The following is a 14,120-nucleotide window of genomic DNA, read 5'->3' on the forward strand; positions in this document are numbered from 1 at the left end:
CGAGGCGCGTAGCGGCGTTAGGTCCTCGCGAGTCGTTAACGCCCAGTCTCATCTGATCGACATGCCGCGGCGACGCAAGCGCGACGCCCGCCGAATGCGTCGATCGACGCGAGCGTCCGTGATCAGCGTGCACCGCGCAACGCGGCGCAGCGCGTAGCGCGCACCGCGCCGGGCATCGCCGCGCGAGCACCGAACCTGGTTTTCGGGACGCGTCCGACGGGAGATCCCTGATTCTTTGAACGACGCTCCGGCGCTCAATTGACACCTCGCGTGCAGGCCGGTTATTCCCTCGGTCGAGCACCGCTGTGGCAGAGATCCTCGTCGTCGACGACAGCAGAGTGATGCGCGAGATGGTGGTGGCCTGCCTGCGGGCCGATCAGTACACGTTCGCGCACGCGGCGAGCGGGCTCGAGGCGATAGAGACGCTCTCGCTGCGTCCGTTCGATCTCGTGGTCCTCGATCTGAATATGCCCGACATCGGGGGAATCGAGGTCATCGAGTTCATCCGGGGCCAGGACAAGCTGCGGGGCCTGCCCATTCTGGTGGTGACCACCCGGGGCGATGAGGAGTCCCGCGCCCGGGCGCTCGGCGCGGGGGCCTCCGAGTTCATGACGAAGCCGTTCACGCCCGACGCCATCCTGGCGAGCGTGCGGTCGCTGCTGGAGAATGGCGCCCCGAACGCAGGATGAGCGACGCGCTCGACGTCAACGAGTTCGTGGCCGGCTACCTCGTCGAGGTGGAAGAGCACCTCTCCGCGTCGACCGCGAACCTCCTCGCCGCCGAGGCCGCCGTCCGGACCGGCGAGTCGAACCCGAAGGCGATCCGGGAGCTGTTCCGCTCTCTTCACACGATCAAGGGCCTCTCCGCCATGGTCGGCGTGGAGCCGATCGTCGACATCGCCCACGGCATGGAGACCGTGCTCCGGGCGGCGGACCGGGCCGCGGGGCGGCTCTCCGCCCCGGCGATCGAGGTGCTGGTCCGCGGGCTCCGGGCCATCGAGGAGCGGACCCGGGCGCTCGCCAACAAGCAGCCGGTGCCGCCGGCCGCGCCCGCGCTCCTCGACGCGCTCTCCTCGCTCGACGTCGCCGCCGCGCCGCCGCCGCCCCCGCCGACGATCAGCGCTGAGCCCGAGATCCTGGCGAAGCTCGGGCCGAGCGAGCGGATGCAGCTCGCGCAGGGCGTGGCGGGCGGGCGGCGCGCGCTGCGGGTCGACTTCGTCCCGTCGCCGGCGCGCACCGCCGAGGGGCTCAACATCACGAGCGTCCGCGAGCGCGTCGGCAAGATCGCCGAGATCGTCAAGGTCATCCCGCTCTCGGTCCCGGCGAGCGACAGCGCGCCGGGCGGCATCGCGTTCGCGCTGCTCGTGCTCACGAGCGCCCCGGACGAGGATGTCGCGCGGGCGGCGGCCGCCGACGTCGTCCGCCCGCTCACCGTGGCGGCGCCGGCCCCGCTGGCCGTCGCCGACCCGATCGAGCAGGACCTCGACGAGCCGGCGGAGCGGGAGCCCCAGCTCCGCGGCGTCGTGCGCGTCGAGGTGGCGCGCCTCGACGACGCCCTCGACAAGCTGTCGGCGCTCGTCGTCACGCGGTTCCGGCTCGCCCGCGCGGCCTCGGATCTGCGCGCCCGCGGGGTGGACGTCCGCGATCTCGCGGAGATCCTCCGCGAGCACGACCGCCAGCTCCGCGACCTGCGCGGCGCCATCATGCGCGCGCGCATGATCTCGGTGACCGAGCTCCTCGAGCGCGTGCCGCTGGTCGTGCGCGGCCTCGGGCGCGCCACGGGCAAGGAGGTCCGGATCGAGATCGACGCCGGCAAGGCGGAGCTCGACAAGGCCGTGGCGGAGCGCATCTTCCCGGCGATCGTGCACCTGCTCCGCAACGCGGTCGATCACGCGATCGAGCCGCCGGCCGAGCGGCGGCGGCTCGGCAAGCCCGAGGAGGGCGTGATCCGGGTCTCCTGCTTCGAGCGCTCGAACAACCAGCTCGAGCTCAGCGTCGCTGATGACGGCCGCGGCATCGACCGCGCGCTGGTGGCGCGGCGCGCCGGCCGCCCCGCGCCCGAGACCGACGCGGCGCTGCTCGATCTCATCACGCTGCCCGGGCTGTCGACGCTCGACCAGGCGACAAAGACCAGCGGCCGCGGGCTCGGGATGGACATCGTCCGGCGAATCGCCGTGGAGCAGCTCGGCGGCGAGCTCACGGTGAGCACGGCGCGCAGCGCCGGCACCACCTTCACCCTGAGGATCCCGCTCACGCTCACCATCATCGACGCCTTCTCGTTCCTGTGCGGTGACCAGCCGTTCGTGACGCCGGTCGCGGCCGTCGAGGAGGTCATGGAGATCGACCCTGCCCGGCTCTTCCGCGGCCCGGCCCCGGGCCGCGCCCGGGGCGTTGCAGAGCTGCCAGCCCCGGGCCGCGCCCGGGGCGGTACTGAATTGATCGAGCGCCGCGGCGAGGTCGTGCCGCTCGTCGACCTCGGCGTCCTCTTCGGCCTCGGGCCCCTCGGCGCGACCAGGGCGCTCGTCGTGCGGCGCAGCGGCGCGCCGTTCGCGTTCGGCGTGACCCGCGTGCTCGGCCAGCAGGAGGTCGTCGTGCGGCCGCTGGAGGACCCGCTCGTCAAGGTGCCGGGCGTGAGCGGCTCGACGGATCTCGGCGACGGCCGCCCCACGCTCGTCCTCGACCTGGTGACGCTCAGCGGTCGCCTCTCTTCGAGCCACGGCGGCCACGGCGGCCAGGCGGCCCTCGCGCGGGTGGCCTCATGAGCGGCCTGCACGTGGTCCTCAAGGTGGCGGACACCGAGTACGCCATCTCCGCGGCGGACGTGCTCCACATGGAGTCGTTCACCGGGGCGACGCGCGTGCCGGGGACGCGCCCCTACGTCGGCGGCCTCATCCAGATCCGCGGCCGCGTCGTGCCCGTCGTCGATCTGCGCGCGCGCTTCGGGCTGCCGACGATCGAGCCCACGCTGGACTCGCGCGTCATCGTCGTCCAGAGCGGAGGCCGCACCGTGGGCCTGCTGGTCGACAGCGCCCGCGAGGTCGTCAACATCGCCGCCGACGAGCTCCGCCCGCCGCCCGAGGTGATGACGGAGGAGAGCGCCGGCTTCGTCAGGGCGGTTGCGAAGCTCGGCAAGCGGCTCGTCATGCTCGTCGACGTCGGCAAGGTCATCGGTGAGGAGCAAGATCATGGCAGGTGAGGCAATCGCGGACATCGACGGGGCGCTCGCGCAGGCGGAGCAGGCCGAGCGCTCGCTGCGCCAGGCGGCGACGACCGCGGCCGGCGTCGAGCAGGCGGCCGCGCGGATCGCCGCCCTGGGCGCCGAGCACGCCGCCACCGGCAAGGAGCGGGGGGCCGCGGTCGGGGCGCTCGCGGGCGAGCTCGAGGAGGAGGCGGCGGCGGCGCAGGCGCTCGCCCGATCGGGGCAGCGGATCAGCGGCGCCGTCGCGGAGGTCGCGCAGGGCGTCGAGGCGACGACGAGCGGGCTCGGCGCGCTCTCGCCCGCGCTCTCCGCCGTGAAGGGCGACGCCGACGCGCTCGCCGAGTCCACGGAGACCACCGCGGCGGCGCTCGAGGAGATCGCCCGCTCGGTGAAGGCGGTGAGCGCCACCGCGGAGGAGCTCGCGTCCTCCAGCGAGGAGCTCCTCGCCTCGGTCTCGGTCACGAGCGGGGCCGCCGAGGAGGCGGCGACCCGCGGCGCGAGCAGCGCCGCGTCGCTCGAGGAGATCGCGGCCACGATCGAGCAGATGTCGAAGGGCATCAGCCGCCTCTCGACCGACGCCAGGGACGTGGGCGGGCAGGTCACGACGATCGCCGGCGCCGCCACGGGCGTGACGGGCTCCCTCAACCGCGTCGCGAAGGACACCACCGAGATGGCGAGCGCGGTCGAGGAGACCGCCGCGACCGCCGAGCAGATGGCGCGGTCGATCCGCGGGGTGGCGGAGAGCGCGCGGGCCCTCGAATCGAGCGCGTCGACGACCGCGAGCACGATCACGGAGATCGCGAGCTCGGTCGAGGAGGTCGCGGCCACGGCCGAGAAGAACGCGGCGACGATCGAGGCGAACGCGGTCGCCGCCGAGGAGCTCGCGCGGACCGCGCAGCAGGTCGCGCAGAGCGCGGAGCAGATCAACGGCCTCGCCTCCAGCAACGCCGCGGCCTCGGCGCAGGTCGAGACCGCCACGCGGCGGATCGTCTCCATCGTCGAGACCGCGCGCGCGACCGCCGAGCAGGGCGTCGCGACCGCCCGCCAGGGCGCGTCGACGGTGGGCCGGTCCATCGCCGGCCTCGGCAGCATCCGGCAGGCGATGGTCGACTCCGCGGCCGTCATGAAGGAGATGGGCAAGCGCGCCGAGGAGATCGGCGACATCGTCCAGACCATCAACCTGATCGCCGATCGCACGAACCTCCTGTCGCTCAACGCCAGCATCGAGGCCGCGCGCGCGGGGGAGCACGGCCGCGGCTTCGCCGTCGTCGCCGAGGAGATCCGGAACCTGGCGGACCGGGCCGCCGTCTCGAGCGCCGAGATCGCGAAGATCGTCCGCGCGCTCCAGACGAGCGCCCGGGAGGCGGTCGCCGCGTCGACCGACGGCGTGAAGGTCGCGGACGAGGGCACCCGGCTCGCGGGCGACGCCGAGCGGGCGCTCGCGACGATCCTGCAGGGCGTCGAGGAGCTCGGCCGCTCGATCCGCGACGTCGACCGCGCGAACGCCGAGCAGGTGCAGGCGGTGGGCTCGCTGACCCAGACCGCGGCGCGCATGAGCGACGAGGGCAAGGCGATCGCGCGCTCCGCCGCCGAGCAGACCAGGGCGGTCCAGGCGCTCGCGCAGGGCAGCGCCGAGATGCGCCGCATGGCCCGGCAGACCAAGGAGGCGACCGCCGAGCAGGCGCACGCGCTGCGCGACGCCGTGAAGGTCAACGCGCAGCTCACCCAGAGCGCCGAGCGGGTGTCGCGGGCGATGGACGAGCAGGCGACGGGGGCGTCCCAGCTCGCGAAGGTCGCGGCGCAGATGCGCGCGCTGACCAGCCAGACCAGCAGCGCCATGGCCGAGCAGACGCGCGCGCTGGCGAGCATCACGGCGCTGACGCAGGACGCCGCCGGCGCGGCGCAGCGGATGGTCGCGGGCCTCGCGGAGCAGGCGGGCGGCGCGGCCGAGGTGGCGCGCACGATGGATGACGTCCGCAAGATGTCGGCCCAGTCCGCGCGGGGGATCGGCGAGCAGGCGCGGGCCGCGAAGCAGCTCGAGGCCTCGGCCCGCCAGGTGGCGCGGCTCGCGGCGTCGGTGACCGCCGCGGCGGCGGACCAGAGCAAGGCGACGTCGGCGCTCGTGAAGGAAGGGGAGGCGGTGCGCCGCATCGCCAAGCAGACAGCGCGGGCGGTGACCGACCAGGTGGAGTCCGTCGCCGCGCTCGGCTCGGGCGCGGGCCGCCACGCGTCGGCGCTGCGGGACATCGCCAGGGCGGCCTCGGAGCAGGCGGCCCGGAGCGAGCAGCACGCCGCCTCGATCGCCCGGCTGCGCGACCCGATGCGCGAGCTGCTCGCCGCCGTGGCCAAGCACGCGAGGGACTCCGGGGCGGTCGCCACCGACGCCGGCTACGTCCTGGAGCAGGTCGGCAAGATCCGGCACGCGAACAGCGAGCACGTCGACGCGATCGCGGGCGTCTCTGCCGCGATCGCGCACCTCAGGGCGAACGGGAAGCAGCCCCACGCGCCGCCGCCGGAGACCGCGTGAGCCTGCGGAGGTCCCCGCTCGCCATCTCGGAGCCGGAGCGGCAGCGCGTCGAGCAGGTCGACCGCCTCGCCGCGTCCGGGGGCGCGGGGGTGCCCGCGCTCATCGAGATGCTGGCCGATCCGAGCTGGACCGTGCGGCGGGCCGTCATCGCGTCGCTCGCCGCGCTCGGCGACGCGGCGGTGCAGCCGCTCTGCGGCTGCCTGAGCGCGCGGCGCGAGAGCGAGGCGCGCATCGCCGCCGCCGTCGACGCGCTCGTCGCGTCGCTCGGCGACGTCGACGGGCCCGTGCTCGAGCTGACCCGGGATCCCCGCCCGGCCATCGTCGCCGACGCGGCGCAGATCCTCGGCCGCCGCGCCAGCGCGGGCGCCGTCTCCCGCCTCGCGGAGCTCACGTCGCACGAGGACGACAACGTCGCCGTCGCCGCGATCGAGGCGCTCGGCCGCGTCGGCGGCAGGGCCGCGGTCGACTCGCTCGTGGACGCCGTCACCAGCGGAAATTTCTTCCGTGTCTTCCCGGCGATCGACGTGCTGGGCCGGAGCGGCGATCCGCGCGCGATCGAGCCGCTGTCGGCCCTGCTCGACGATCCGCGGTACGTCCTCGAGGCGGCGCGGGCGCTCGGCCGCACCGGCAGCCGGAGCGCGGTGTCGCCGCTGATGCGTCTCCTCGCGCGCCCGAGCGACGCGGTCGCGCGCGTCGCCGCGGTGGCGCTCGCCGAGCTGCGCGAGCGCTACCGCGAGCACTACGGGACGGTCGAGCCGATCGACGAGGCGCTCCGGGGCGAGGTCCCGGCGCCGGGCGCGGCGCGGCGGCTCTCGCACAGCCTCGCCGGGGCGGACGCGGGCGAGCAGGCGATGATCTGCGGCGTGCTCGGCGCGATCGGGGGCGATGACGTCCTGCTCGATCTGACCCGCCTGCTCGACGCCGAGGCCCCCGTGGCGAGCGCCGCGGCCGACGCGCTCTACCGGCTCTCCCGCAGCGCGGACTCCCGGGTGCTCGCCGCGCTGCGCGACGGCGACAGCGCGCGGAGGCTCCTGCTCCTGCCGCTCGTGCGCGGCGCCGCGGCCGCGGACGACGTCGCGCGCTGCCTCGCCGATCCGGACCCGGAGGTCCGCGCGGCGGCGTGCGACGCGCTCGGGCGCATCGCGGATCCGCGCGCGGCGTCCGCGCTGTTCCCGCTCCTCGACGACCCGAACCCCCGCGTGGCCCACGCCGCGATGGCGGCGATCCAGTGCCTCGGCGGCGCGGAGGTCGAGGCGCTCGCGCTCTCGGCGGCGCGCGACGGATCGCCCGCCATGCGGCGCGCGGCGCTCCGGATCCTCGCCTACTTCGCGCCCCCGTCGGCGCTGCCGCTCTTCGTCGAGGGCCTCCGCGATCCCGACATGCGGCTGCGCGAGCGGGCGATCCACGGCCTCGCCTGCTTCGCGGAGCCCGCGGCGATCGAGGCGCTCGTCGGCGTGGCGGCCGACCCCTCCGCGCGGGTCCGCGCCGTGGCGATGCGGGCGATCGGGCAGTCGTCGCGGCGCGACGCGCGCGTGATCGAGGCGCTCCTCCGCGGGCTCCGCGACGAGGACGCCTGGGTCCGCTACTACGCCTGCCAGTCGCTGGGGAAGCTCGGGTGGGAGGCGGCGGCCGGCGCGATCGCCGAGCGGCTCCGGGACGAGAGCGGCCAGGTGCGCGTGGCGGCGGTCGAGGCGCTGTCGGGCATCAAGGGCGACCTGGCGCTCGCCGCGCTCGAGGAGGCCGCCCGCGACAGCGACACGGACATGCGGCGCTCGGCGCTGATCGGGCTCGGCATCGCCGGGCGGGAGGAGTCGCTGCCGACGCTGCTCGGCGCGCTCGCGTCGCCCGACGTGGCGACCCGGCTGGTCGGCGTCTCGGCCATCTCCGGCTTCTCGTCGCCCGAGGTCCTGCCCGCGCTCGTGCGCGCCGCGGCCGACGTCGACGAGAGCGTGCGCGCGACGGCGACCAGCTTCATCGCGGGGCGGCCCGGGCTCGAGGCGACGAGGAGCCTCATCGCGCTGATCGTGGCGACGCGGGCGCCGGCCCCGCTGCTCGCCGCGCTGTCCGCGCCCGTGCCCGGGCGCGTCGAGGGGATCCTCGAGGCGCTGGCGACGGCGGACGACGAGCTCTCGCCCGTGCTGACCGCGGCGCTCGCGCGGATGCGGCTGCCCGAGGCGCACGCCGCGCTCCTCGAGGCGCTCAGGCTGCCGCGCGCCCCGGCGCGCAAGGCGGCGGCCACGACGCTCGCCGCCGTGGCCACGCGGGAGGCGTTCGCGGCGGTCGAGCTCGCCTCGCGGACCGATCCGGATCCCGAGGTGCGGCGCGTGTCCGCCTCCGTCCTCTCCCAGTGGGCATGACGCCGTGGTCATGACGAGCCGCCTCCCCATCTCCCCGCAGGTCTTCGCGATCTTCAGCGCGCTCATCGCCGAGAAGATCGGGATCCACTACGAGGCCGGCGATCGCGAGCTGCTCGGCGACAAGGTCTCGGTGCGCGCCATCGAGGCCGGGTTCGACTCGCTGCTCGATTACTACTACTTCCTCCGCTACGACCCGGCGGGCGCGGCCGAGATCGACGCGCTGATCGACGCGCTCGTCGTCAGCGAGACGTATTTCTTCCGCGAGCTCGCGCAGCTCGAGGTCGCGATCGCGGAGCTCGTCGCGCCGCGGGTGGCGGCGGGGGGGCGGCCGCGGATCTGGTCGGCGGCCTGCGCGACAGGGGAGGAGCCGCTCACGATCGCGATGCTCCTGGCGGAGCGGGGCCTGCTCGACAAGGTCGAGCTCGTCGCGAGCGACGTCAGCGCGCGGGCGCTGGCGCGGGCCCGGGCCGGCGTGTTCGGGCCACGCTCGCTCCGGAGCAACGCCCCGCCGCCCGCGTTCGCCGCCCGCTGGCTCCAGGTGGCGCCCGATCGCGTCACCGTGAGCGCCGAGCTCCAGCGGGCGGTCGACTGGCGGCGGATCAACCTGCTCGACGCGGCCGAGGTCGCGTCGCTCGGGCAGTTCGACGTGATCGCCTGCCGCAATGTGCTCATCTACTTCCACGACAACACGGCGCGGTGGGTGGTCAGCAACCTCTCGGGGGCGCTCGCCGCGGGCGGGGTCCTCCTGGTCGGGGTCTCCGAGTCGCTGCTGCGCCTCGGCACCGCCCTCTCGTGCGAGGAGCGGGGCGGCGTGTTCATGTACCGGAAGACGGAGCGATGAAGACCCCACCTGTCCGCGTGCTCGTGGTCGACGACTCAGCCTTCGTGCGCAAGGTCCTGCGGCAGGTCCTTGGCGCGAGCCCCTCGATCGAGGTCGTCGACACGGCCATGGATGGCCTGGACGCGCTGGAGAAGATCGAGCGCTACAAGCCGGACGTCATCACCCTGGATCTGGTGATGCCGAACCTCGACGGCATCGGCGTGCTCGGGTCCCTGCGGGGCGATGGCGCGCCGCGGGTGGTCGTGGTCAGCAACGCCGAGGCGGACAGCGAGCTCGGCGTCACGGCGCTCCAGCAGGGCGCGGTCGAGCTCGTCGAGAAGCCGACGTCGCTCGCGACCGATCGCCTGTTCGAGCTCTCGGACGAGCTGGTCCGCAAGGTGCTCGCCGCGGCCGGGGCGAAGCGCCTCGCCGCGGGACCTGGCCCGCAGCCGGCGCCCCCTCCGCCCTCCGTGACCTCCGTGCCGGCGCGCACGCGGATCCTCGTCGTCGGCGCGTCGACCGGCGGCCCTCAGGCGCTGACGCGGCTCCTCACGGCGCTTCCGGCCGACCTCCCGGTCCCCGTCGTCGTCGCGCTGCACATCCCCGCTGGCTACACCGAGTCGCTGGCGCGCCGCCTGGACGAGGCGAGCGCGATCTCCGTCATCGAGGCCTCGGACGATCTCCAGCTCCGGCCCGGGATCGCGGTCATCGCGCGCGGGGGGCAGCACCTCGAGATCCGGCGGCAGCTCGAGCGCGCCAGCGTGCGCTTCGCGCGGGCCTCCACGACGTCCCTTTATTGCCCCTCGGTGGATCTGCTCTTCGCGAGCGCCGCGGTCGGGTTCGGCGCGGGTGTCCTCGCCGTCGTGCTGACGGGCATGGGGGACGACGGCCTGGAGGGCTCCCGCGAGATCCACAAGGTGGGCGGGAGAGTCCTCGCAGAGGCCGAGTCGTCCTGTGTCGTCTATGGCATGCCCCGCCGCGTCCAGGAGGCCGGGCTCGCCGTGGCCGAGGCGCCCATCGACGAGATGGCGGCGCTGATCCTGCGCCACCTCTGATCTGCGCGGCGCCGCAGCGAGGCCCCGAAGCTCCGTCACAAGGGCCAGTAAACGACCTTGCCCTCGATCTCCTGGAACGTGGCCGCGAGCCCGTCCTGGGAGACGATGAAGGCGATCCGCTCCGGGTACCCCGCCACGAACGCCGCGGCCGCGCGGTGGCGGGTGCCCCGCGCGTCGAGCGACCAGCTCGCGTCCATCCGCTGGTCGGGCGTCGCGGCGAAGATCTCGGAGATGATCCCCTTCGACGGGGGCAGCTTCGCGCCGAACGCGAGCACGTCGAGCGTGTGGCTCATCACCACCGCTCCGTCGACGGTCGTCAGCCGGACGATCAGGTCGAGCAGGCGGTGGACGCGGTCGGGGCCCGGCAACGACCGGTCCGGGGCGCCCGCCGCGGGCGCCTTCCGCGGCTCGTCCGGCGGATAGGTCCGGTGGACGTCGGCGATCTCCAGGATGGCGGTCCCGAGGCATAGGGCGGGATCCAGCCGCTTGACCTCGGTGTCGAACGGATTCCCCTCCTCGCCGAAGAGCTGCGGCAGGCCCTCTCCCGGCCCCAGGATGGCGAGGAGCCCTCCGCGCCCGAGCTCGACCATGGCCTCGACCATGCGCAGCAGGTAGTTGCGCACGTGGCGGACGATCGGCCTCGCGTGCTCGCCGAAGACGGTCCTCTCGATCGAGTCGAGCTGCGGGCGGTGCTTGGGCATCCACGTGCGCACGGCGCCGCGCTCGTAGCGGACGACCTCCCATTCGCCGCGGTACACGGCCACGACGCCGGGCTTCGGGACGACGACGCGCACGAGCTGGTCGATGTCGAACGACTGCCGGCTGTGCGGCGTCGCGATGCCGGCGATCACGAGCGACCCGTCCTGCGGCACCACGGAGAGGAAGGAGCGCGGCCACGCGCACGCCGAGGCCAGGTTGGCCACGTGCTCCACGTCGAACGGCACCGTGGACCCGAACCGCACGAGATCCCACGCGGGCCCCTCGGACTCGAACTCGATCGGGCTCCCGGCGAAGACGAGCCCGACCGGGTTCAGGCGCCCCTCCTCGGTCGCCATGGACGCGAAGAACATCGTCTCGATGAGCTGCGTGAGGACGGCCTCGGAGAGGTTCGGCGCGCCGGCGGCGGCCCTGGGCCTCAAGACGATCGGATGCCCCGCGAGCTGCGATTGCCCCTCCAGCTCCAGAAATGCAGCGGTGACATCCGCAGGATACTTGGGGCGCATGAGCTCGATATACCATCCTGAGCGACCCGGGTCAGCTCGGCCGGCCGCCGCGCCGACCCGGGGAGCCGCGAGGCGCGCGGCGCTACGCAGCCCGGCGCGAGCCGCTCTTTTTCTTCGGGGTGTCCGTCTTGCGCACCTTCGGGCTCGCGTCGCTCGACTTCTTGTCGTCGTTCGCGGCCTTTCCGCCCTTCTCGCCGAGGCTCTTCTTGAGCAGCGCGATGAGGTCGACCGTGCCGGTGTCGCGGGGGCGGTCCTCTTCCTCGGAGGCCTCCGCGGGGGTCGTGGTCTGGCCCGATTTCACCTTCTTCTCGATGAGCTTCATCACGTCGTCGCGGTACTCATCCTTGTATTTCTCCGGCTTCCACCCGGTGGACATCTCGGCCACGAGCCGCTCCGCCATCTCGAGCTCCCGCTTGCCGAGGCCCTTCCCCTCGGCGTCCATCTCGGGCAGATCGAGCTCCTCGTCGGTGCGGAGCTCGTGCGCGAACCGGAGCAGGTTCAGCACGAGCGCGCGGCCGCGCGGCCTCACCGCGGCGAGGTGCTCGCGCGTCCGGATCACGACCTTGGCGATCCCGACCTTCCCCGTCTTCCGCAGCGCCTCGCGCAGGAGCACGTACGCCGTCACGGGGGATTTCTTCTTGCTGTTCTGTGACGCCGGGGCGAGGTAATACGGCTTGTCGTAGTACATCGGGTCGATGTCGGCCTCGTCCACGAAATCGAGGATGTCCACGGTCTGCGTCGCCTCGACGTTCGCGCGGCGCAGGTCCTCGTCGGACATCACGACATACTCGCCCTTCTCGTACGGATAGCCACGGACGATATCGTCCCAGCTCACCGGCTCGCCCGTCTCCCGGTTCACGCGTTCGTAGCGGATCGGGGTCATGTTCCGCTTGTCGAGCTGCGTGAAGTGGAGCTCGTTGGGCTCCTCTGCGGGGTAGAGGGCCACCGGGATCTGCACGAGCCCGAAGCTGATACTCCCTTTCCAGATGCTGCGCGGCATGCGCTCTCCTTCCACCCTGGTCCCACCCAGAGGTCCGTTCGAGGTGTGTCGCCGGAGAGCAATGCAAGCCGGCGGCCGACGGCCCGATCCAGCCGTTTCCGCCGTGCGTCCTCGGGCGACGTCGCGTTTCGCCACAGCGGGCTGGGCGGCGTGACGATTGCTGCCCCGCTCGACCGGGTTCGTTGTATACGAACAGGCAACATGCCGCGGCGTACCCACGACCTGCACGGAGCTGCGCCGGACGACAGCCGGACGGCGCTGCTCCTCATCGACGTCATCAACGACCTGGACTTCCCGGAAGGCGACCGGCTGCTCGCCCACGCCCTCCCGATGGCGCACCGCATCCGGGCGCTGAAGCAGCGGTGTCGCGACGCCGGCATCCCCGCGGTCTACGTGAACGACAACTTCGGTCGCTGGCAGTCGAACTTCCACCGGCAGATCGAGCACTGCCTGGCGGACGGCGTCCGCGGCCGGGAGGTCGCGGCGCTGCTGCGGCCTGCGGAGGAGGATTATTTCGTCTTGAAGCCCAAGCACTCGGGCTTCTACGGCACCACGCTCGAGATCCTGCTCGAGTCTCTCGGCGTGCAGACGCTCGTCCTCACCGGCATGGCGGGGAACATCTGCGTCCTGTTCACCGCGAACGACGCCTACATGCGGGATTACCGGCTGATCGTCCCCTCGGACTGCGTGGCTTCGGAGGGCGAGGAGGACAACGCGTATGCGCTGCGCCAGATGCAGCGCTTCCTCAAGGCCGATATCCGGCCGTCCGACGAGATCGACCTCGAGCGCCTGCCCGCCTGACGCCAGCAGGGGGGCCGGGGGCCAGGCGGGCAGCCGCTCTTGGTCAAGGGGTGCGGGGCGCGCTCAGGCGAGCGCCCTGTCCTTCGTCGAGATGCCCTCTTCGCTGAGGACCGCGATGTCGGTCGCGCCGCCGCGCTCGAGGACCTGCTTGGCCAGCGAGCGCTCGTTGCTGTTCTCGACGTGGACCGAGATCAGGATGTTGCCGCCCTTGATCTTGCCCTCGTACTGCTTGGCCTCCACCTCGGGGATGCCGAGCCCGATGAGCGCGCCGGTCACGCCGCCGACCGCGGCGCCGGCCGCCGCGCCGCTCAGCGCGGCCATGATCGGGCCGGCCGCGATGAACGGCCCGAGCCCCGGGATGGCGAGCGCGCCGATGCCGGCGAGCAGGCCGATGGTCCCGCCGATCGCGCCGCCGGCGCTCGCGCCGGCCGTCGCGCCCTCGGGCGCCTTCGTGTTCTTCTCGTGCGCGAAGTCCCGCGTCCCGTGCTTGTCCGGGAAGAGCGCCGAGATGTCGCTGGTCAGGAAGCCGGCGCGCTGTAGCTCACCGACGATGATGTCTGCCTGAGCGAGCGTGCTCACGAGGCCAAGGACCGCTTTCTTCGTTGCCATGGTGTCATCCCTTTCGGACTGGTTCAGTTGGGACTGTTTCAGTCCACGTCCACTTCGAGCTGGTTGTCGACGCGCTGCACGCCCGGGATCCCTTGTGCGATCGCGGCGATGTCAGCCTTCTCCTTGTCGCTCTTCACCGGGCCGCGCAGCGTGACGACCTGCCCGTTGGTGATGATCTTGACGTTCTTGGCGTTCATCGACAGCGTATCGTTCGCCACCACCGCCTGCCGGATCTTCTGCGTGATCGTGCGATCGGCCTCGTTCTCGCCCTGATCCCCGGGGGTCAGCGCGGCGGGATCGCGGTCGCGATCGTTCTTGTCCGTGTTGTCGGCCGCCGTCGGCGTGGGGTTGTTCGCCCGCTGGGCGACCTCACCCGGCACGGTCGCGGTGTTGTTGTCCGAGCGAGGCGTGCCTTCCGCTCGATCGCAGGCCGCGGCCGCGATCGAGAGAGACATCATGAGGAAGAGTTTCGCTGTGTTCATGCCCCGGCGCCCTCGCAAGCCGCGGGCCATCGCGCGAAGAGAGCGCCT

The 14,120-nt window shown here is 73.2% G+C and carries 12 protein-coding genes; 8 read left to right on the plus strand and 4 right to left on the minus strand.

Translation table 11 applies throughout. From position 1 onward, the window contains the following. The first annotated feature begins 305 nt into the window (after nucleotides 1–305). From WME96_RS13330 to cheB, 7 genes are read left to right on the plus strand one after another with little or no spacing between them, the layout of a single operon-like run. Entirely contained in the window at nucleotides 306–689 is a 384-nt protein-coding gene (locus WME96_RS13330) for a response regulator (protein WP_437290510.1), read from the plus strand. Continuing rightward, nucleotides 686–2,761: a chemotaxis protein CheA gene (locus tag WME96_RS13335; protein WP_437290511.1), complete on the plus strand. Its 2,076-nt coding sequence runs from the start codon at nucleotides 686–688 to the stop codon at nucleotides 2,759–2,761. Before WME96_RS13330 ends, WME96_RS13335 begins: the two co-directional genes overlap by 4 nt. After that, nucleotides 2,758–3,195 carry a chemotaxis protein CheW gene (locus tag WME96_RS13340; protein ID WP_433935837.1) on the plus strand — a complete coding sequence of 146 codons (438 nt, stop codon included), beginning with the start codon at nucleotides 2,758–2,760 and terminating at the stop codon, nucleotides 3,193–3,195. Before WME96_RS13335 ends, WME96_RS13340 begins: the two co-directional genes overlap by 4 nt. Beyond that, on the plus strand, nucleotides 3,185–5,725 hold the full coding sequence (locus tag WME96_RS13345) for a methyl-accepting chemotaxis protein (RefSeq protein WP_437290512.1): 2,541 nt from the start codon (nucleotides 3,185–3,187) through the stop codon (nucleotides 5,723–5,725). The genes WME96_RS13340 and WME96_RS13345 overlap by 11 nt, the downstream gene beginning before the upstream one ends. Continuing rightward, nucleotides 5,722–8,082: a HEAT repeat domain-containing protein gene (locus tag WME96_RS13350; RefSeq protein ID WP_437290513.1), complete on the plus strand. Its 2,361-nt coding sequence runs from the start codon at nucleotides 5,722–5,724 to the stop codon at nucleotides 8,080–8,082. The genes WME96_RS13345 and WME96_RS13350 overlap by 4 nt, the downstream gene beginning before the upstream one ends. A gap of 10 nt (nucleotides 8,083–8,092) precedes the next feature. Then, nucleotides 8,093–8,923, plus strand: coding sequence for a CheR family methyltransferase (locus WME96_RS13355; RefSeq protein ID WP_437290514.1), 831 nt, complete (start codon nucleotides 8,093–8,095; stop codon nucleotides 8,921–8,923). Further along, nucleotides 8,920–9,957 (plus strand): chemotaxis-specific protein-glutamate methyltransferase CheB, encoded by a 1,038-nt coding sequence (gene cheB / locus WME96_RS13360; protein ID WP_437290515.1) that lies wholly within the window; start codon nucleotides 8,920–8,922, stop codon nucleotides 9,955–9,957. The genes WME96_RS13355 and cheB overlap by 4 nt, the downstream gene beginning before the upstream one ends. 35 nt (nucleotides 9,958–9,992) lie before the next feature. On the opposite strand, the gene WME96_RS13365 is transcribed toward cheB, so the two are convergent. Then, nucleotides 9,993–11,180, minus strand: a complete 1,188-nt coding sequence (locus WME96_RS13365; protein WP_437290516.1) for a putative sensor domain DACNV-containing protein — start codon at nucleotides 11,178–11,180, stop codon at nucleotides 9,993–9,995. A gap of 82 nt (nucleotides 11,181–11,262) precedes the next feature. Then, nucleotides 11,263–12,180 carry a Ku protein gene (locus WME96_RS13370; RefSeq protein ID WP_437290517.1) on the minus strand — a complete coding sequence of 306 codons (918 nt, stop codon included), beginning with the start codon at nucleotides 12,178–12,180 and terminating at the stop codon, nucleotides 11,263–11,265. A gap of 201 nt (nucleotides 12,181–12,381) precedes the next feature. Here WME96_RS13370 and WME96_RS13375 point away from each other — a divergent pair, with 201 nt between their 5' ends. Beyond that, nucleotides 12,382–12,981 carry a cysteine hydrolase family protein gene (locus tag WME96_RS13375; protein ID WP_437290518.1) on the plus strand — a complete coding sequence of 200 codons (600 nt, stop codon included), beginning with the start codon at nucleotides 12,382–12,384 and terminating at the stop codon, nucleotides 12,979–12,981. Nucleotides 12,982–13,044: 63 nt separating this feature from the next. Here the strand turns inward: WME96_RS13375 and WME96_RS13380 are convergent, their stop codons facing one another. Next, the gene (locus WME96_RS13380) at nucleotides 13,045–13,590 is read right to left on the minus strand and encodes a hypothetical protein (RefSeq protein WP_061619887.1); all 546 of its coding nucleotides are present in this window, start codon (nucleotides 13,588–13,590) and stop codon (nucleotides 13,045–13,047) included. 38 nt (nucleotides 13,591–13,628) lie between these two features. Beyond that, nucleotides 13,629–14,072 (minus strand): BON domain-containing protein, encoded by a 444-nt coding sequence (locus WME96_RS13385; protein ID WP_437290519.1) that lies wholly within the window; start codon nucleotides 14,070–14,072, stop codon nucleotides 13,629–13,631. Nucleotides 14,073–14,120: the final 48 nt, after the last annotated feature.

The organism is Sorangium sp. So ce406 (genome assembly GCF_051474675.1).
Taxonomy (GTDB): Bacteria; Myxococcota_A; Polyangia; order Polyangiales; family Polyangiaceae; genus Sorangium; species Sorangium cellulosum_G.